At 63.5% G+C, this 17,620-nt stretch carries 19 protein-coding genes; 10 read left to right on the forward strand and 9 right to left on the reverse strand.

The genetic code is table 11. The features are described from left to right. Positions 1-35 precede the first annotated feature (35 nt). Complete coding sequence (gene nadA, locus BTHE68_RS02775; RefSeq protein ID WP_162065047.1) at positions 36-1,163, forward strand: quinolinate synthase NadA; 1,128 nt, start codon at positions 36-38, stop codon at positions 1,161-1,163. Between the two features lie 2 nt (positions 1,164-1,165). Further along, positions 1,166-2,035: a carboxylating nicotinate-nucleotide diphosphorylase gene (gene nadC, locus BTHE68_RS02780; protein WP_162065048.1), complete on the forward strand. Its 870-nt coding sequence runs from the start codon at positions 1,166-1,168 to the stop codon at positions 2,033-2,035. On the opposite strand, the gene nadB is transcribed toward nadC, so the two are convergent. The 4 genes from nadB to radC all read right to left on the reverse strand — a co-directional run bounded on the left by nadB (position 2,032) and on the right by radC (position 5,210). Next, positions 2,032-3,630: an L-aspartate oxidase gene (nadB, locus tag BTHE68_RS02785; protein ID WP_162065049.1), complete on the reverse strand. Its 1,599-nt coding sequence runs from the start codon at positions 3,628-3,630 to the stop codon at positions 2,032-2,034. The genes nadC and nadB overlap by 4 nt on opposite strands. A 187-nt stretch (positions 3,631-3,817) precedes the next feature. Next, a complete protein-coding gene (gene rpmG, locus BTHE68_RS02790) occupies positions 3,818-3,985 on the reverse strand; it encodes a 50S ribosomal protein L33 (protein WP_007180630.1) in 168 nt (55 codons plus the stop codon). 11 nt (positions 3,986-3,996) lie between these two features. Further along, positions 3,997-4,230 carry a 50S ribosomal protein L28 gene (rpmB, locus tag BTHE68_RS02795; RefSeq protein ID WP_008351171.1) on the reverse strand — a complete coding sequence of 78 codons (234 nt, stop codon included), beginning with the start codon at positions 4,228-4,230 and terminating at the stop codon, positions 3,997-3,999. A gap of 233 nt (positions 4,231-4,463) precedes the next feature. Then, positions 4,464-5,210: a RadC family protein gene (radC, locus tag BTHE68_RS02800; protein WP_162065050.1), complete on the reverse strand. Its 747-nt coding sequence runs from the start codon at positions 5,208-5,210 to the stop codon at positions 4,464-4,466. A gap of 204 nt (positions 5,211-5,414) precedes the next feature. On the opposite strand from radC, the gene BTHE68_RS02805 reads away from it, so the two are divergent. From BTHE68_RS02805 to BTHE68_RS02835, 7 genes are all read left to right on the forward strand, one after another. Next, positions 5,415-5,870, forward strand: coding sequence for an FKBP-type peptidyl-prolyl cis-trans isomerase (locus BTHE68_RS02805; RefSeq protein WP_162065051.1), 456 nt, complete (start codon positions 5,415-5,417; stop codon positions 5,868-5,870). Between the two features lie 2 nt (positions 5,871-5,872). Continuing rightward, positions 5,873-6,835: a 4-hydroxy-3-methylbut-2-enyl diphosphate reductase gene (ispH, locus tag BTHE68_RS02810; protein ID WP_162065052.1), complete on the forward strand. Its 963-nt coding sequence runs from the start codon at positions 5,873-5,875 to the stop codon at positions 6,833-6,835. 431 nt (positions 6,836-7,266) lie between these two features. Continuing rightward, a complete protein-coding gene (locus tag BTHE68_RS02815; protein ID WP_162065053.1) occupies positions 7,267-8,487 on the forward strand; it encodes a branched-chain amino acid ABC transporter substrate-binding protein in 1,221 nt (406 codons plus the stop codon). A 213-nt stretch (positions 8,488-8,700) separates the two neighbouring features. Next, the gene (locus BTHE68_RS02820) at positions 8,701-9,651 is read left to right on the forward strand and encodes a branched-chain amino acid ABC transporter permease (protein WP_162065054.1); all 951 of its coding nucleotides are present in this window, start codon (positions 8,701-8,703) and stop codon (positions 9,649-9,651) included. 24 nt (positions 9,652-9,675) lie between these two features. Beyond that, positions 9,676-10,845, forward strand: coding sequence for an ABC transporter permease subunit (locus tag BTHE68_RS02825; RefSeq protein ID WP_162065055.1), 1,170 nt, complete (start codon positions 9,676-9,678; stop codon positions 10,843-10,845). Between the two features lie 16 nt (positions 10,846-10,861). Continuing rightward, positions 10,862-11,638, forward strand: a complete 777-nt coding sequence (locus BTHE68_RS02830) for an ABC transporter ATP-binding protein (protein WP_035497906.1) — start codon at positions 10,862-10,864, stop codon at positions 11,636-11,638. A gap of 18 nt (positions 11,639-11,656) precedes the next feature. Further along, positions 11,657-12,361, forward strand: a complete 705-nt coding sequence (locus BTHE68_RS02835; protein ID WP_502710577.1) for an ABC transporter ATP-binding protein — start codon at positions 11,657-11,659, stop codon at positions 12,359-12,361. Between the two features lie 51 nt (positions 12,362-12,412). Here the strand turns inward: BTHE68_RS02835 and BTHE68_RS02840 are convergent, their stop codons facing one another. The 3 genes from BTHE68_RS02840 to BTHE68_RS02850 all read right to left on the reverse strand — a co-directional run bounded on the left by BTHE68_RS02840 (position 12,413) and on the right by BTHE68_RS02850 (position 15,324). Next, complete coding sequence (locus tag BTHE68_RS02840; RefSeq protein ID WP_162065057.1) at positions 12,413-12,835, reverse strand: GNAT family acetyltransferase; 423 nt, start codon at positions 12,833-12,835, stop codon at positions 12,413-12,415. Then, positions 12,832-14,016, reverse strand: a complete 1,185-nt coding sequence (locus BTHE68_RS02845) for an acetylornithine transaminase (RefSeq protein WP_162065058.1) — start codon at positions 14,014-14,016, stop codon at positions 12,832-12,834. Before BTHE68_RS02845 ends, BTHE68_RS02840 begins: the two co-directional genes overlap by 4 nt. 276 nt (positions 14,017-14,292) lie before the next feature. After that, positions 14,293-15,324, reverse strand: coding sequence for a CDP-6-deoxy-delta-3,4-glucoseen reductase (locus BTHE68_RS02850; protein WP_162065059.1), 1,032 nt, complete (start codon positions 15,322-15,324; stop codon positions 14,293-14,295). 87 nt (positions 15,325-15,411) lie between these two features. On the opposite strand from BTHE68_RS02850, the gene BTHE68_RS02855 reads away from it, so the two are divergent. Further along, complete coding sequence (locus BTHE68_RS02855; protein ID WP_162065060.1) at positions 15,412-16,425, forward strand: NAD-dependent epimerase/dehydratase family protein; 1,014 nt, start codon at positions 15,412-15,414, stop codon at positions 16,423-16,425. Here the strand turns inward: BTHE68_RS02855 and BTHE68_RS36555 are convergent. Beyond that, positions 16,422-16,598, reverse strand: coding sequence for a hypothetical protein (locus BTHE68_RS36555; protein ID WP_174257981.1), 177 nt, complete (start codon positions 16,596-16,598; stop codon positions 16,422-16,424). The genes BTHE68_RS02855 and BTHE68_RS36555 overlap by 4 nt on opposite strands. Positions 16,599-16,805: 207 nt before the next feature. Next, entirely contained in the window at positions 16,806-17,516 is a 711-nt protein-coding gene (locus tag BTHE68_RS02860) for a pseudouridine synthase (RefSeq protein ID WP_162065061.1), read from the reverse strand. Positions 17,517-17,620: the final 104 nt, after the last annotated feature.

Raw genomic sequence — 17,620 nt, forward strand, 5'->3', positions numbered from 1 at the left:
CATCGCGTGGTTGGCATGGAGCAGGGGACAGGGACATGGAAGCGATCAGGAGTGTCGAGTACGACCGGCCGCAAGGCCTGACGTGTGGAGTGGGCGAGGCGTGGGCGCGGGTGCCCGGCACGCCGTCGCCGGAGGAGCGGCGCGAGTTGAAGGAGCGCATTCGCGCGCTTCTGAAGCGGGAGCAGGCTGTGCTCGTCGCGCATTATTACGTCGATGCCGAACTCCAGGAGCTTGCCGACGAAACCGGCGGCTGCGTCGCCGATTCGCTGGAAATGGCGCGCTTCGGCCGCGACCACGCGGCGAAGACGCTGGTTGTCGCGGGCGTGCGCTTCATGGGCGAGACCTCGAAGATCCTGAGCCCGGACAAGCGCGTGCTGATGCCCGATCTCGACGCGACCTGTTCGCTCGATCTCGGCTGCCCCCCCGATGAATTCTCCGCGTTCTGCGACGCGCATCCTGACCGCACGGTCGTCGTGTACGCGAATACGAGCGCGGCGGTGAAGGCGCGCGCGGACTGGATGGTCACGTCGTCGATCGGGCTCGAGATCGTCGCGGACCTGCACGCGCGCGGCGAGAAAATTCTGTGGGCGCCGGATCGTCACCTCGGCGGCTACATTCAAAAGAAGACCGGCGCGGACATGCTGTTGTGGCAGGGTTCGTGTCTCGTCCACGACGAATTCAAGGGCATCGAGCTCGACCTGTTGCGCCACGAATATCCCGACGCGAAGATTCTCGTGCATCCTGAATCGCCGGAAGGGGTCGTCGCGCTCGCGGACGTCGTCGGCTCGACCACGCAACTGATCGACGCCGCCGTGAAGCTCGACGCGAAGCGCTTCATCGTCGCGACGGACCTCGGGATTCTGCACAAGATGCGGCTCGCCGCGCCCGGCAAGACGTTCATCGAAGCGCCGACTGCCGGCAACAGCGCAACCTGCAAGAGCTGCGCGCATTGTCCGTGGATGGCGATGAACGGCCTCGCCAATCTCGCCGACGTGCTGGAGCGTGGTCACAACGAGATTCACGTCGATCCGGCGATCGGGCTGCGTGCGCGCGTGCCGATCGACCGCATGCTCGACTTCGCCGCGCGTCACAAGAAGCGCGTGCAGGCGAGCGGCGATCTGGCGAAAGACACCACGCTGTTCTCGAACGTAGGAGCCGCGTGATTATGTATCCAGCGATTTTCGAGGAAGTCCGCAACCAATACGGCGCAGCGTTCGACGCGGCGCTCGCGCGCAATGTCGTCGATGCCCTCGATGAAGACGTCGGCAGCGGCGATGTCACCGGCCGTCTCGTGCCGGCCGATTCGCGGCGCACGGCGCGCATCATCGTGCGCGAGGATGCCGTGCTGTGCGGCGCGCCCTGGTTCGATGAAGTGATGCGCCGCGTCGATCCGTCGATCGAAGTCGAATGGCAGTATCAGGAAGGCGCGCGCATGGCGGCGAATTCGCCGGTCGTGCTGCTGCACGGCACGTCGCGCTCGCTGCTCACCGCGGAGCGTAACGGACTCAATTTCCTGCAATTGCTGTCGGGCGTTGCGACGGCGACGCGCCGCTATGTCGATGCGATCGAAGGCACGCGCGCGCGCATCCTCGATACGCGCAAGACGCTGCCGGGCTTGCGGCTCGCGCAGAAGTACGCGGTGCGAGTGGGCGGCGGCGCGAACCAGCGCCTCGCGCTCTACGACGGCATTCTGATCAAGGAAAACCACATCGCGGCAGCGGGCGGCGTCGGTGCGGCGATGGACGCGGCGCTCGCGCTGAATTCAGGCGTGCCGGTCCAGATCGAAGTGGAAACGCTCGAACAGCTCGAAACGGCGCTCGCACATCGCGCGGAATCGATCCTGCTGGACAACTTCACGCTCGACATGATGCGCGATGCCGTGTGCATCACGGCGGGCCGCGCGTTGCTCGAAGTGTCTGGCGGCGTGAACTTCGACACGGTCCGCGCGATCGCTGAAACCGGCGTGGACCGCATTTCCATCGGCGCGCTCACGAAGGACGTGCGCGCGACCGATTTCTCGATGCGTCTCGTCTAGATAGCCGTGCGGCGCGCGGCCGGCGGCATCAATACCGTCGGCAACGCTTTCGGCAACGTCCCGGGCCAGTCGCGGCTGTAGTGCAGGCCGCGGCTCTCGCGCCGTGAGCACGCGCTTTCCACGATCAGCGACGCTACATCGACGAGATTGCGCAACTCCAGCAGATCCCGGCTTACCTTGAAGTTCGCGTAATACTCGTGGATTTCGTCGCGCAGCAATGCGATTCGATGCTGCGCGCGCGCGAGGCGCTTGTCCGTCCGCACGATGCCCACATAGTTCCACATCAGACGCCGTAGCTCGTCCCAGTTGTGCGCGACGACGACTTCCTCGTCCGGATCGGACACGCGGCTTTCATCCCAGTCGGGCAATTCGGCGTGGCAGCCGTTCGAGAACCCATCCGCTTCGATCGCGTGCGCCGCCGCGCGGCCGATCACGAGGCATTCCAGCAGCGAGTTGCTCGCGAGCCGGTTCGCGCCGTGCAGCCCCGTGTACGACGTCTCGCCGACCGCGTACAGCCCCGGACGATCCGTGCGCCCGGCGAGATCGGTGACGACGCCGCCGCACGTGTAGTGCGCGGCGGGCACGACGGGAATCGGCTGCTTCGCGATATCGATGCCGAATTCGCGGCAGCGCGCGAGGATCGTCGGAAAGTGCTCTTCGAGAAACGCGCGCGGCTGATGGCTGATGTCGAGATACACGCAGTCGATGCCGCGCTTCTTGATCTCGAAGTCGATCGCGCGCGCGACGATATCGCGCGGCGCGAGTTCGGCGCGTTCGTCGTGCGCGGGCATGAAGCGCGTGCCGTCCGGCAGGCGCAGGACGCCGCCTTCGCCGCGCACCGCTTCGGAAATGAGGAACGACTTCGCGTACGGATGGAACAGGCAGGTCGGATGGAACTGGATGAACTCCATGTTCGCGACGCGGCAGCCGGCGCGCCACGCCATCGCGATGCCGTCGCCGGTCGCGGTATCGGGGTTCGTCGTGTAGAGATACACCTTGCCCGCGCCGCCTGTGGCGAGCACCGTATGCGGCGCCTGAATGGTCACCGTGCGGCCCGAGTTCACGTCCAGCGCGTAAAGTCCGTGACAGCGGTGGCCGGGCAGCCCGAGCCGGTCGGACGTGATCAGGTCGATCGCGTAATGGTCTTCGAGAACGGTGATGTTCGGATGATTGCGCACGCGCTCGCTGAGCGTCGTGACGACCGCGTGGCCGGTGGCGTCCGCCGCGTGAATGATGCGGCGATGGCTGTGGCCGCCTTCACGCGTCAGATGGAATCCGAGTTCGGCCGAGACATCGCGCGTGAAGGGCACGCCTTCCTCGATGAGCCATTCGATCGCCGCGCGCCCGTTCTCGACGATGAAGCGTGTCGCCGCTTCGTCGCACAGGCCGCCGCCCGCGATGAGTGTATCGCCGACATGGTTATCGACGCTGTCGGCCGAATCCAGCACGGCCGCGATGCCGCCCTGCGCCCAGTCGCTCGCGCCGACGCTCGCCGCGCGCTTGGCGAGGATCGCGACCCGCCGCGTTTCCGCCAGATTCAGCGCGACGCTCAGTCCCGCAAGCCCGCTCCCTACGATCGCCACATCGAAATTCATGCTGCCGGTTCTCCGTCCGTGTTCTCATCGATAGCCGGCAAGCATACCCCGCGTGAACAATCAGTGACAGTTAAAACCCCCGCACGATCGTGTGTAAAGCGCGTGAAAAAGGCGGCCGGAAAAACAAAAAGCCCCGCGATTTGCGGGGCTTTTTGCTGTCTTCGTACAGTAATCTCAAAATCAAGGGTTACTTGATCTTGGTTTCCTTGTACTCAACGTGCTTGCGGACGACGGGATCAAATTTCTTGATCAGCATCTTTTCCGGCATGTTGCGCTTGTTCTTGGTCGTCGTGTAGAAGTGACCCGTGCCTGCGGTCGATTCCAGCTTGATCTTGTCGCGTGCGCCCTTGGCCATATGCGTGCTCCTTAGATTTCACCGCGTGCGCGCAGGTCTGCGAGCACGGCGTCAATACCGTTCTTGTCGATCAGGCGCAGACCGGCGTTCGAAACGCGCAGACGGACCCAGCGATTTTCGCTTTCAACGAAGAAACGGCGGTTCTGCAGGTTCGGCAGGAAACGACGCTTGGTCTTGTTGTTTGCGTGGGAAACGTTGTTGCCCGACATCGGGCCTTTCCCAGTTACTTGGCATACGCGTGCCATGAGGACACTCCTAATACACGTTGAGTCTGAATCGAACGCTCGAAGGAAAGGCGCTTTCGCGCACTTTCGTTTTTCGATGCCTCTTATCGCCCAATTTGCCGATCGGGGACTTGGCAGCACGGTTATGCCAATGAGGGCCGCGTACGTTCAGAGCAGGCGGGTTGAGAAAAGCAAACGTGGATTCTAGCAGGAAAAACGCTGCAATATCAAACCTTTTATGGCTTTCTTATGCCTCACAGCCAGCCGTGGCGCGCAAACGAGAAGACATCGTTGGCCGCGACGACGATGTGATCGAGCAGCTGGACGTCGATGAGCGTCAGCGCGTCCCGCAGCGTTTTGGTCAGCCGCCGGTCGTTGGCGCTGGGCGCGACGCCGCCCGACGGGTGATTATGCGCAACGATCAGCCCGGCCGCGTTGAGCGTGAGCGCGCGCCGCACGATCTCGCGCGGATAGACCGCCACGCGCGTGAGCGAGCCGCGCGCGGATTCTTCGGCGTGCAGCAACTGATGGCGCGCGTCCAGATACAGACAGACGAATACTTCATAGGGCCGCGTGCCGATCAGCATGCGCAGATAATCCTCGACCGCGCCCGGCGCATTCAGCAGCGCGCGATCCTGCGCTTTCTCCGCGAGCGCCCGCCGGCACAGCTCGGATACGGCCAGAAGCGTCGCCGCGCGCGCCGGCCCGATCCCGCGCTGTTCGCGCAATTCCACCGACGACGCTTCCAGCACGCTGCGCAGCGAGCCGAAACGCAGCAGCAGTTCACGCGCGACATCGACGGCGCTTGCGCCCGGCCGGCCGGTGCGCAGGAACAAGGCGAACAGTTCCGCGTCCGATAGCGCGCCCGGGCCCGTGTCGAGCAGCCTTTCGCGCGGCCGGTCGCCGCGTGCCCATTTGCGGATCGGCACATGGGGCGCGATGAGGGAGAGGTCCGCCGCAGGCGCCGGCGGCAGTGCCACGAGCCGCAGATCGGCGCTCATCGCGACCCTCCGGGACGTCTTGTCGCGCGGGCGAGCGCACGCAGGACATCGCCGCGTGACACGTCCCGACACAACTCTGTCTTACAATAGCGGCTTTGGCGCCCGATTTGCACTGGCGCCGCGCGGTTCGCTGCTTCGCGCCGAAGAGCCGCCCCATGCGGAGCCCACGCTCTGCCTTCAAATGAACGGCCACATCCAATACTCATGAGCATCATCGATATCTCCGAGGTGAAACCCGGTTCGCACGTCACGCTTCATTACCGGCTCGCGCTTGCCGATGGTGCCGACATCGTCAACACGTTCGCCGACAAGCCCGCGACGCTCCTGCTCGGCGCAGGCCAGCTCGCGGAACCATTGGAAGAGATTCTGCAGGGCCTCAAGGTCGGCCACCATTCGACCTTTCAGCTAACGCCCGATCAGGCGTTCGGTCCGCGCAACCCTGAGCTGGTCCAGTGGGTGTCGCTCGCGACGCTGCGCGAAAACAGCATGATCGGCGAGGATTTTTCGCCCGGCGATCTCGTCGAATTCAACGCGCCGAACGGGGGACGCTACGCGGGCGTGCTGAAGGAAGTCGGCGAAACCGCGGCGCTGTTCGACTTCAACCACCCGCTCGCGGGCCAGGCGCTCGTCTTCGAAGTGAAAATCATCGGGATTCTGTAACCATGATTGAAAGCCTCAACGAAGTTCAGACCGACGTCGAAATCCTGCTCGCGCAGCCGCGCGGGTTCTGCGCGGGCGTCGATCGCGCGATCGAAATCGTCGAGCGCGCCATCAAGCTGTTCGGCGCGCCCATCTACGTGCGCCACGAGATCGTCCATAACGCGTATGTCGTCGCGGATCTGCGCAAGAAGGGCGCGATCTTCATCGAAGAGCTCTCCGACGTGCCCGAAGGCGCCACGCTGATCTTCAGCGCGCACGGCGTCTCGAAGGCGGTGCGCGGCGAAGCGGAAGCGCGCGGTCTGCGCGTGTTCGACGCGACTTGCCCGCTCGTGACCAAGGTGCATATCGAAGTGGCGAAGATGCGCCAGGAAGGCTTCGATATCGTGATGATCGGCCACAAGGGTCATCCGGAAGTCGAAGGCACGATGGGTCAGTCGGGCGAGGGCATGCATCTCGTCGAGGATATCGAGGACGTGCTGAAGCTCGATCTGCCCGACCCGCAGCGCATCGCGTACGTCACGCAGACCACGCTGTCCGTCGACGACGCGTCGGCGATCATCGACGCGCTCAAGGCCAAATATCCGGACGTCAAGGAACCGAAGAAGCAGGACATCTGCTATGCGACGCAGAACCGTCAGGACGCGGTGAAGTTCCTCGCGCCGCAATGCGATGTCGTGATCGTCGTCGGCAGCCCGAACAGCTCGAATTCGAGCCGTCTGCGCGAAGTGGCCGAGAAGCGCGGCATTCCCGCCTATATGGTGGACTCGCCGACGCAGATCGATCCGCAATGGGTCGAAGGCAAGAAGCGCATCGGCGTGACGGCGGGCGCGTCGGCACCTGAGGTGCTGGCGCAGGCGGTCATCGCGCGCTTGCGCGAACTCGGCGTGCGCAACGTGCGTTCGCTCGAGGGCATCGAGGAGACGATCTCTTTTCCGCTGCCGCGCGGCCTGTCGCTGCCGCAATGATTTCGACGAGTTCTTCGAGAAAGGCGCCTCCGGGCGCTTTTTTTTTCGCCCATCGAAACATACTGCCCGGGGAGCGAGGAACCCTCGCGCGCGATACGAAACCAAGCGTAGGCACCGTTTCAGGGCGCGCATTTACATGGGCGTTTTCCTCTAGATACCTTCAGGGTTTCCCCGTAAATCCGATAAGCAAACGTAACCCTCGAAATTCGCCCGATTAAACCTGCTTCCGTTATGGTGCAACTACTGCACAAAATCAGATCGCAACCCGGTTGCGACTTTGCGGGAAAATGGCCGGAAAATGAGGGTTGCAATGCTGGAAAACCCCGCCACGCAAGAATATTGCTCGTCTCATATTTAGCGTTACAATGCGCGCGTCTTGAGGCCAGAAGGGTTCACGACGACTGTTTTTAGAGGCGCAGGAGACCTATTTGATGCGATTCAAGTTTGCTCACGCCGTGTCCATCGCGGCTGCGGTTGCAATGGTCACCGCATGCGGCAAAAAGGACGAGGGTGGGGCGAGCACGGCAGCGTCGGCAGCGAGTTCCGCTGCTGCGCCGGCTGCGTCTGCGCCTGCGCCCGCGAGTGAGGCAACTGTCGTGAAGATCGGTCACGTTGCGCCCCTGACGGGCCTGCAGGCCCATCTCGGTAAAGACAATGAAAACGGCGCGCGGCTCGCCCTCGAAGAGATCAGCGCGCAGGGTTTGACGATCGACGGCCATTCCATCCATCTGGTGCTCGACGCCCAGGACGACGCGGCCGATCCGCGCGTCGGCACGGAAGCGGCGCAAAAGCTCGTCGACGACCGCGTGGTCGCGGTGATCGGCCATATGAACTCGGGCGTGTCGATTCCGGCGTCGAAGATCTACAGCGATGCGGGCATCGCGCAGATTTCGCCGTCGACGACCAACCCGCAGTACACGCAACAAGGCTACAAGACGACGTTCCGCGTCGTAGCGACCGACGCGCTGCAAGGCCCCGTGCTGGCCGGCTACGCGATGAAGACGCTGCATGCGAAGAAGGTCGTCGTGGTGGACGACGCCAGCGCCTACGGCCGGGGACTCGCCGACGAATTCGTGAAAACGGCGCAGGCCGGCGGCGTGAAGGTTGCGGCGCGCGAAGCCACCACGGAGAAGGCTCGCAACTTCAAGGCGATCCTGACCAAGATCAAGCGCATCCAGCCGGATGTCGTGATGTACGGCGGCATGGACGTGACGGGCGGCCCGTTCGCGAAGGAAGCGGCGGCGCTCGGCATCAAGGCGAAGATCCTCGCCGGCGACGGCGTCTGCACCGACAAGCTGGCCGAGCTCGCGGGCGACGCGGTGCAAAACATCATCTGCTCGGAGGCGGGACTCGCGCTTCCGAAGATGGACAAGGGAGCGGACTTCGAAAAGAAGTACGAAGCACGCTTTCACACGCCGGTGCAGATTTACGCGCCGTTCACGTATGACGCGATGTACGTGATCGTCGATGCAATGAAGCGCGCCAACTCCATCGAAGCGCCCAAGGTGCTGGCTGCGATCGCCACGACCGACTACAACGGTCTGACGGGGCATATCGCATTCGACGACAAGGGTGATCTGAAGGCGGGGACTATCACGCTGTACGACTTCAAGGACAAGAAGAAAGACGTACTCGACGTCATCAGGCAGTAGGCAGTCTGGCGGCGCCAGCTATCCGGCGGCGCCGTTTTCGTATCCGTCCGTGAAACGCTTGCAGCCTCATCCGGCCGCGGGCGGACGATCGGCGCTCAACCTTTACCGGTTTTTTAAAAAGTACGCGCAGTGCCGCTTCAGATTTCGCTTCCCACCGGTTTATCGGCCGGTGATAAAAGCGTTATCGAAACGCACGGGGCTAAGGAGCTTTGAATGGATATTTTCATCCAGCAGATCATCAACGGTCTGGTGCTTGGCAGCGTCTACGCCATCATCGCACTGGGCTATACGATGGTGTACGGGATTCTCGGCATCATCAACTTCGCGCACGGAGATGTGCTGATGGTCGGCGCGATGGTCGCGCTGTCAGCCATCGGCGTGATGCAGAATCACATGCCGGGCATTCCCGGGCCGATCATGCTGGCCATCGCGCTCGTAATTGCGGCGGTCGTCTGCGCGCTCGTCGGCTACACCATCGAAAAGGTCGCGTACCGGCCGCTGCGTAAAGCGCCGCGTCTCGCCCCGCTGATCACCGCGATCGGCGTGTCGATTCTCCTGCAGACCATCGCGATGATGATCTGGGGCCGCAATCCGCTCGCCTTCCCGCAGCTTCTGCCGACCGATCCGATCAACATCATCGCCGCCGACGACACCCGTCCCGGCGCGGTCATCTCGATGACCGAAATCGTGATCATCGTGGTCGCGTTCCTCGTGATGGCCGGACTGCTCCTGCTCGTGCACAAGACCAAACTCGGCCGCGCGATGCGCGCGATCGCCGAGAACCCGGGCGTCGCCTCGCTGATGGGCGTGAACCCGAACTTCGTGATTTCCGCGACCTTCATGATCGGCTCGGCGCTGGCTGCACTGGCGGGCGTGATGATCGCGTCGGAATACGGCAACGCGCACTTCTACATGGGCTTCATCCCCGGCCTGAAGGCGTTCACGGCGGCGGTGCTGGGCGGTATCGGCAACCTCGGCGGCGCGATGGTCGGCGGCGTGTTGCTGGGTCTCATCGAACAGTTGGGCGCCGGTTATATCGGCAATCTGACAGGCGGCGTCTTCGGGTCGAACTACCAGGACGTGTTCGCCTTCATCGTGCTGATCATCGTGCTCGTGTTCCGTCCGTCGGGTCTGCTCGGCGAACGTGTCGCGGACCGCGCTTAAAGACCGTGTGAGGAGCTCAAAAAAATGACATCGATTCAACCGATTGAGCCGTCCACGACGCTCATCCCCGAAAAAAATACGACGAAGACGCTCGTCATCGGCATTCTCACCGCTGTGTTCGTGATCGCCGCGCCGATGGTGATCGGCGCCGCCGGCGGCAACTACTGGGTCCGCGTGCTCGACTTCGCGATGCTGTACGTGATGCTCGCGCTGGGCCTGAACGTGGTGGTCGGTTTCGCCGGCCTGCTCGACCTGGGCTACATCGCGTTCTACGCGGTCGGCGCTTACGTTGCTGCGCTGCTGTCGTCGCCGCAACTGACCACGCAATTCGAATGGATCGCGCATCTCGCGCCCGGCGGATTGCATGTGCCGTTCCTCCTCATCGTGCCCTGCGCGATGGCGCTCGCCGCGACCTTCGGCGTGCTGCTCGGCGCACCGACCTTGCGTCTGCGCGGCGACTACCTCGCCATCGTGACCTTGGGGTTCGGGGAAATCGTCCGGATCTTCATGAACAACCTCGACCGGCCGATCAACATCACGAACGGTCCGAAGGGCATCACGGGCATCGATCCGGTGACGGTGGCGGGCTTCAATCTGTCGCAGACGCACGAGTTCTTCGGCATGAAGTTCCCGTCGGTGTACATGTACTACTACCTGTTCGTGCTGTGCGCGCTGTTCGTGATCTGGGTGTGTACGCGTCTGCAGCATTCGCGCATTGGCCGCGCATGGGCGGCGATCCGCGAAGACGAAATCGCCGCCAAGGCGATGGGCATCAACACCCGTAACGTGAAGCTGCTCGCGTTCGCGATGGGCGCGTCGTTCGGCGGTTTGTCGGGCGCGATGTTCGGCGCGTTCCAGGGCTTCGTGTCGCCGGAATCGTTCACCTTCTGGGAATCGATCGTCGTGCTGGCGTGCGTGGTGCTCGGCGGCATGGGCCACATTCCGGGCGTGATTCTCGGCGCGGTGCTGCTCGCCGTGTTCCCCGAATTCCTGCGCTCGACGATGGGTCCGCTGCAAAACGCCATCTTCGGCCATCAGATCGTCGATACCGAAGTCATCCGTCAGTTGCTCTACGGTCTGGCGATGGTGCTGATCATGCTGTATCGCTCGGAAGGCCTGTGGCCCGCCGCGAAACACGAAGACAAGATCGCGAAGATCGCGAAGCGCAGCGGCAAGAAGCCGGTGCGCGCATAAGGCGGAGATCCAGAACATGAGCGAAAAACAAACGCGACTTTCCGTCAAGGGCGTCAACAAGCGCTTCGGCGGCTTGCAGGCTTTGTCGGATGTGGGCCTTCAGATCGAAGAAGGCACGATCTATGGTCTGATCGGCCCGAACGGCGCTGGCAAGACGACCTTCTTCAACGTGATCACCGGTCTGTACACGCCCGATTCCGGCGAGTTCAAGCTCGATGGTCAGGCGTACACGCCGACCGCCGTCTATCAGGTGGCGAAGGCGGGCATCGCGCGCACGTTCCAGAACATTCGCCTCTTCGGCGGCATGACCGCGCTGGAAAACGTGATGGTCGGCCGTCACGTGCGCACGAAGCATGGTCTGATCGGCGCGGTGTTCCAGACGCCCGCCGAGCGCCGTGAGGAACGCGAGATCAAGGAACGCGCGCTCGAACTGCTCGAATACGTGGGCGTGCTGCAATACGCGGACTACACGTCGCGCAATCTGTCGTACGGTCACCAGCGGCGTCTGGAGATCGCACGCGCACTGGCGACCGATCCGAAGCTGCTCGCGCTCGACGAACCGGCCGCCGGCATGAACGCGACGGAGAAGGTCGAACTGACGCGTCTGCTCGACAAGATCCGCTCGGACGGCAAGACGATTCTTTTGATCGAACACGACGTGAAACTCGTGATGGGATTGTGCAACCGCATGACGGTGCTCGATTACGGCAAGGTGATCGCCGAAGGTCTGCCGCAGGACGTGCAGAAGGACCCGAAGGTGATCGAGGCATATCTGGGTGCGGGGGTGCACTAAATGGCGACCACAAGCGCAATGTTGAAGGTCAAGGGTCTGCAGGTGAACTACGGCGGCATCCAGGCGGTGAAGGGTGTCGATCTGGAGGTCGGGCAGGGCGAACTGGTCACGCTGATCGGCGCGAACGGCGCGGGCAAGACCACGACGATGAAGGCCATCACCGGCCTCAAGCCGTACTCGGGCGGCGATATCGAGTACATGGGCCAGTCGATCAAGGGCGTGCCGACGCATGAACTGCTCAAGCGCGGCCTCGCGATGGTGCCGGAAGGCCGCGGCATCTTCGCGCGCATGTCGATTCTCGAGAACATGCAGATGGGCGCGTATCTTCGCAACGACACGGATGCCATCCAGAAGGACACCGAGCGCATGTTCGGTTTCTTTCCGCGTCTGAAGGAACGTGCGTCGCAGTATGCGGGTACGCTCTCGGGCGGCGAACAGCAGATGCTCGCGATGGCGCGCGCGCTGCTCTCGCGTCCGAAGCTGCTGCTGCTCGATGAACCGTCGATGGGTCTCTCGCCGATCATGGTCGAGAAGATCTTTGAAGTGGTGCGCGAGATTTCGGCGGAAGGGCTGACGGTGCTGCTCGTGGAGCAGAATGCGCGTCTTGCGTTGCAGGCCGCGAATCGCGGTTATGTGATGGATTCGGGCATGGTCACGATGTCCGGCGACGCGAAGATCATGCTCGACGATCCGAAGGTCAGAGCGGCTTATCTGGGCGAGTAAGCGTCGCTTCACTGGCGAAGAAAGGCCGGCTCTTGCAGCCGGCCTTTTTTTTCAAAGCCGCTTCCCGAGACTCACGACTTCATCCATCCGATACCCAAGCTTTTCATAGAACCCACGCAATTCCGTCTTGACGGACAGAATCTGCAGATTCACCTTCGGACACCCAAGCTTCGCCAACGCAGCTTCCGCATGAGTCATCAGCGCGCCGCCGAACCCGCGTCCGCGAAGCGACGGCGTGACGGCCAGCGAATACACCCAGCCGCGATGCCCGTCGTAACCGGCCATCACCGTACCGATCACGCGACCATCGACCAGGCCGACGAAAAACAGCTCCGGCTGCGTCGTCATCTTGTTGGCGATCGACAACGCCGGATCGCGCTGCGGCCGCGATGCATCCGCGTATTCGGGAAACACCTCGCGCCACAGCGCGATCACGGCATCGCGATCGGCTGTGTCGAACGTGCGGATGATCACAGCGAATCGAGCACCGAGCGCAGCATGGCCATCATCTGATCGATCTCGTCCTTCGTGACGTTGAGCGCGGGCATGAAGCGCAGCAGATTCGGACGCGCCGCGTTCAGCAGCAGGCCATCGGGCTGCATCAGACGCGCTTTCTCGACGATCTGCGGACCCTTGTCGCTGTCGAGCAGCAACGCGCGCAGCAGGCCTTCGCCGCGTTCGCCGTTGAAGCCGCGCTCCGCCGACAGCTTCAGCAGTTCCTGCTTCAGATACTCGCCTTTCTCGCGCACGCCTTCGAGAAAGCCCGGAGCGACGAGTTGCGAAATCACCGAATAACCGACCGCCGACATCAGCGGATTGCCGTTGTAGGTGCCGCCCTGATCGCCCGCCTCGAAGCACGCGACCTCCGCCTTCGAGAGCAGCGCCGCGAGCGGCACCCCGCCGCCGATGCCCTTGCCGAGCGTCATGATGTCCGGCTCGATGCCCGAGAGCTCGTATGCGAACAACGTCCCCGCGCGGCCGCAACCGCTTTGCACTTCATCGACGATCAGGAGCAGGTTGTGCTTCTTCGTCAGCTCGCGCAGTTGCTGCATGAACCCGCGCGTCGCCGGAAGCACGCCGCCTTCGCCCTGAATCGGCTCCAGCATCACGGCGACGGTCTTCTCGCCGATGAGCTTTTCGACCGACGCGATATCGTTCAGATCGGCCTTCGGAAAGCCCGGCACTTGCGGCGCGTAGATCGTGTCCCAGCCGGCCTTGCCGCTCGCGGACATCGTCGCGATCGTGCGGCCGTGGAAGCTGTGATCGAACGTGATGATCTCGTACGCGCCGTTCCTGAACTTCTTGCCCCACTTGCGCGCGAGCTTGATCGCGCCTTCGTTCGCTTCGGCGCCGCTGTTGGCGAAGAACACCTTGTCGAAGCAGCTGTTCGCGGTGAGCAGGCCCGCGAGCTGCGCCATCGGTGCGTTGTAGAAGGCCGGCGACGGATTGATCAGCGTGCGCGCCTGCTTCTCCAGCGCCTCGATCATGCCTTCGTTGCAGTGGCCGAGCGAGTTGACGGCCCAGCCCTGAATGAAGTCGAGATAACGCTTGCCCGTGTTGTCGTAGAGCCAGGAACCTTTGCCGTGCGTGAACACGATCTCGGGCCGGTTCGTGATGTACATCAGCGAATCAACGGGGTACTCATTGAAATTCATGACAGCGGGCTCCACGAAAGCTAGTGCGAGAGAAAGAAGAAGACGGCGCGAAAAAAACAAAAGCCACGGAATTCCGTGGCTTCATTTCGTACGCTTCGAACAAACCGAACCGTGAGCGCAAATGCATGACGAGCCAGCGGCATCCCTAGGGAAGCGGCGAGCGGCGGCGTCGAAGTGCGTTCAGGATTTTGATCATTCGCGAAGGATACGTTAAGCGGTTGCCGCCTGTAAACCGTGCACGCGGATTTTTTGTCCGCGTGCAGGCTTCATGCGGATTCAGACCGGATGCGCGAGATCCGCCGCGCTGGTGAACGAGTCCGCGTAGAACTCGTCCTCCGGCAGGCGATGATGCTGCGTGAAATCGCGCTGCGCGGATTCCACCATCACGGGCGCGCCGCACGCGTACACCTGGAACGCGCTCAAGTCTGGCAGATCCTCGATGACAGCACGATGAACGAAGCCCGTGCGGCCCGTCCAGTTGTCGTCCGCGTCGGGCTCGGAGAGCACCGGCACGAAGGTGAAGTTCGGGATCTCCTTCGCCCATTGCGCGGCGAGCTCCATCATGTAGAGATCCTTCTTGCGGCGGCCGCCCCAGTAGAGCGTCATCGGCCGGTTCAGGTTCTTGAACACCGCATGCTCGATGATCGCCTTGATCGGCGCGAAGCCCGTGCCCGACGCGAGCAGGACGATCGGTTTCTCGGATTCATCGCGCAGGAAGAACGTGCCGAGCGGACCTTCGAAGCGCAGGATATCGCGCTCTTTCATCGCGCCGAACACGTGATCCGTGAACGTGCCGCCCGGCATGTGGCGGATATGCAGCTCGAGCGGGCCTTCGTGATGCGGCGGGCTCGCCATCGAATAGCTGCGGCGCTTGCCGTCCTTCAGGATGAATTCGATGTACTGGCCCGCGTAATACTGCAGGCGTTCATTGGCGGGCAATTGCAGCTTCAGTTCGATGACGTCGTCGGCACGGCGTGCGAGCGCGTTCACGCGGCACGGCAGCTTTTTCACCTGCACGTCGCCGACGCCCGCGACTTCGCGCACGTCGATTTCGAGGTCGGTCTGCGCGGTCGCGCAGCAGAAGAGGGCGAGGCCGCGGGTTTTTTCGTCGTTCGACAAAGCCGACGACGAATGCGGCGCCTGCTCGACTTCGCCGCTGACGACGGCGCCCTTGCAGGAGCCGCACGCGCCGTTTTTGCAGCCGTACGGCAGGCCGATGCCCTGGCGCAGCGCGGCGCTCAGCACCGGTTCGTCGGGTTCCACTTGAAACTGCCGGCCGCTTTGCCGGAGCGTTACGTTGAAAGCCATAGATCTGTTTCTGCGATGTGTGGAGTTGTCTCGTTCGTCTTTATGCGACGCCGCACGCGGGTTTCAGGCGACGGATAGAATGCCCGGATGATCGCCACTCGAAACCTTCGCCGCGCGCGCGTCCTGATCGTCGGATGCGGCGATGTCGGCATGCGCGCGCTGCCGCTTCTGCATGCGCGGGCCGCCGCGCCGCGCGTCATCGCGCTCACGCATCATCCGGAGCGCGCGGGCGAGTTGCGCGCGGCCGGCGCGACGCCCGTTTCCGGCGATCTCGATGTGCGCCGCAGCCTCGAAAGGCTCGCGGGCCTTGCGCACAACGTGCTGCATCTCGCGCCGCCTCAGCGCGACGGCGATGCGGACCGCCGCACGCGCGCGCTGATCGCCGCCTTGCGCCGCCCGCGACGTTCGGCGGCGCGTGGCGCGAGGAGCCACTGGCTGCATCCGGATCGAGCCGGAAGAACGGCTTTCATTGTACCCGACGGCCTTCGCGCGGCGACGAAGCGCGGCAGCGGTCCGCGCACCCGCTTCGTCTACGCGAGCACGACCGGCGTCTATGGCGATTGCGCCGGCGCGTGGATCGACGAAACGCGCCCGGCGCGGCCCGAGAACGAGCGTGCGCGGCGGCGGGTGTCGGCGGAGCGGCAGTTGCGCGCGGCTGGCGTCGGGAGCGGCTGGCGCGTGTCGATCGCGCGGATTCCGGGCATTTACGCGGCCAATCGCCTGCCGCTCGCGCGCATCGAAAAGGGCATGCCGGCGCTCGTGGAATCCGACGACGTCCATACGAACCACATTCACGCCGACGATCTCGCGGCAATTCTCGTGCGCGCGTTGTCGCGCGGCCGTCCACAGCGCGTGATCAACGCCTCAGACGATACCGACCTGCGCATGGCGGATTATTTCGATCGCGTGGCCGACGCGTACGGCCTGCCGCGCGTGCCGCGCATTTCGCGGCGCGAAGCCGAAGCGAGTCTGGAGCCGATCACGCTTTCGTTCATGCGCGAATCGCGGCGGCTCTCCAACGCGCGCCTGAAGCGCGAACTGGGCTATGCGCTGCGCCACCCGACGGTCGACGATTTCCTACGCGCGAACGCGCGGCGCTAGATCAGCGCCGGAATCGTTTCGAGCAGGACGAAGCACATCAACGCGCCGATCAATGCGCCGATGAGATTCGGCGAATACTTGTGGCGCATGTGCATGACGACGGCCAACACCCCGATGAGGACAGCGCTCAGCGCGACGAACGCAATCAGCGCGGCGGTCGAGTGGGAGACCATGATGCCCTCCTGCTTTTTTGATAGTCATTATTGGTATCCGTAAGACCAGTATAAGAGGGCGGATCGCGGAAGGCATGCTGCGCCGCAGCGCCCATGCTTAAGGGCTTGTACTGATTTGCATGTCGAATGCGCGCCGATGCGGGCGCTCGTTGGCCCGGGCGGACATCAAGCTATCGATGGCGTCGTGCGCGCGCAACGCACGCGAAGTCAAGGTGTCCCGCGCAGCGCGGCGAGATCGCCGTCGTCGAGCCAGCGCCACGCGCCTTCGGCGAGCGAGGCGGGCAACGCATACCCGCCGACGCGCTCGCGATGCAGCTTCTCCACGCGGTTTCCCGCTGCCGCGACCATGCGCTTCACCTGATGGTATTTGCCTTCGAGCACGGTGAGTTCGAGCAGCCGTTCGTCGCGGCGTTCTGCCGCGAGCGCGGCGCTCGGCTTCGTTTCGCCGTGCAGCAGCACGCCTTCGCGCAGTTTCGTGAGTTGCGCGTCGTCGAGCGCATGACGCACGGTCGCGAGATACACCTTCGGCACCTTGCGTTTCGGTGATGTGAACGCGTGCACGAACGCGCCGTCATCGGAGAGAAGCAGCAGTCCGGTCGTATCCTGATCGAGCCTGCCGACGGCCTGCACGCCGCGCTCGACGAGCTGCGGCGGCAACAGATGAAACACGCTCAGATGATGTTGCGGATCGCGCGAGCATTCGTAGCCGGCGGGCTTGTTGAGCGCGATGTACGCCTTTTCACGATACGTCCAGTGATGATCGTCGACTTCGAATTCGAGACCGGGCGTGACGGAGAAGTCCGCGTGGGGGTCGTCGCGCAGGACGCCTGCGACGCGCACGCGGCCTTCGGCCACGATCCCGCGGCACTGGCGGCGCGACCCGAAGCCTTGGGAGAAGAGGAGGGTTTCGAGGTCCATCGGATGAGCGGAGTTGAAGCGCGCATTCTAGCAAGCCGCGCCAGGCGCTCGCGGGCCGCGTTTCGCGTAGGCAAAAAAGCGCCGCCCCGACAGCGGGCGGCGCC

It is taken from the genome of Burkholderia sp. THE68, from assembly GCF_009938265.1.
Classification (GTDB): domain Bacteria; phylum Pseudomonadota; class Gammaproteobacteria; order Burkholderiales; family Burkholderiaceae; genus Caballeronia.

Excerpts from the sequence above, each read along its gene's own strand:
- nadC (WP_162065048.1), top strand. The coding sequence starts at position 1,166 with ATGTATCCAGCGATTTTCGAGGAAGTCCGCAACCAATACGGCGCAGCG.
- BTHE68_RS02805 (WP_162065051.1), top strand. The coding sequence starts at position 5,415 with ATGAGCATCATCGATATCTCCGAGGTGAAACCCGGTTCGCACGTCACG.
- radC (WP_162065050.1), bottom strand. The coding sequence starts at position 5,210 with ATGAGCGCCGATCTGCGGCTCGTGGCACTGCCGCCGGCGCCTGCGGCG.
- rpmG (WP_007180630.1), bottom strand. The coding sequence starts at position 3,985 with ATGGCCAAGGGCGCACGCGACAAGATCAAGCTGGAATCGACCGCAGGC.
- rpmB (WP_008351171.1), bottom strand. The coding sequence starts at position 4,230 with ATGGCACGCGTATGCCAAGTAACTGGGAAAGGCCCGATGTCGGGCAAC.
- BTHE68_RS02850 (WP_162065059.1), bottom strand. The coding sequence starts at position 15,324 with ATGGCTTTCAACGTAACGCTCCGGCAAAGCGGCCGGCAGTTTCAAGTG.
- BTHE68_RS02825 (WP_162065055.1), top strand. The coding sequence starts at position 9,676 with ATGACATCGATTCAACCGATTGAGCCGTCCACGACGCTCATCCCCGAA.
- BTHE68_RS36555 (WP_174257981.1), bottom strand. The coding sequence starts at position 16,598 with ATGGTCTCCCACTCGACCGCCGCGCTGATTGCGTTCGTCGCGCTGAGC.
- nadB (WP_162065049.1), bottom strand. The coding sequence starts at position 3,630 with ATGAATTTCGATGTGGCGATCGTAGGGAGCGGGCTTGCGGGACTGAGC.
- nadA (WP_162065047.1), top strand. The coding sequence starts at position 36 with ATGGAAGCGATCAGGAGTGTCGAGTACGACCGGCCGCAAGGCCTGACG.
- BTHE68_RS02835 (WP_502710577.1), top strand. The coding sequence starts at position 11,657 with ATGTTGAAGGTCAAGGGTCTGCAGGTGAACTACGGCGGCATCCAGGCG.
- BTHE68_RS02855 (WP_162065060.1), top strand. The coding sequence starts at position 15,412 with ATGATCGCCACTCGAAACCTTCGCCGCGCGCGCGTCCTGATCGTCGGA.
- BTHE68_RS02845 (WP_162065058.1), bottom strand. The coding sequence starts at position 14,016 with ATGAATTTCAATGAGTACCCCGTTGATTCGCTGATGTACATCACGAAC.
- BTHE68_RS02860 (WP_162065061.1), bottom strand. The coding sequence starts at position 17,516 with ATGGACCTCGAAACCCTCCTCTTCTCCCAAGGCTTCGGGTCGCGCCGC.
- BTHE68_RS02830 (WP_035497906.1), top strand. The coding sequence starts at position 10,862 with ATGAGCGAAAAACAAACGCGACTTTCCGTCAAGGGCGTCAACAAGCGC.
- BTHE68_RS02820 (WP_162065054.1), top strand. The coding sequence starts at position 8,701 with ATGGATATTTTCATCCAGCAGATCATCAACGGTCTGGTGCTTGGCAGC.
- BTHE68_RS02815 (WP_162065053.1), top strand. The coding sequence starts at position 7,267 with ATGCGATTCAAGTTTGCTCACGCCGTGTCCATCGCGGCTGCGGTTGCA.
- ispH (WP_162065052.1), top strand. The coding sequence starts at position 5,873 with ATGATTGAAAGCCTCAACGAAGTTCAGACCGACGTCGAAATCCTGCTC.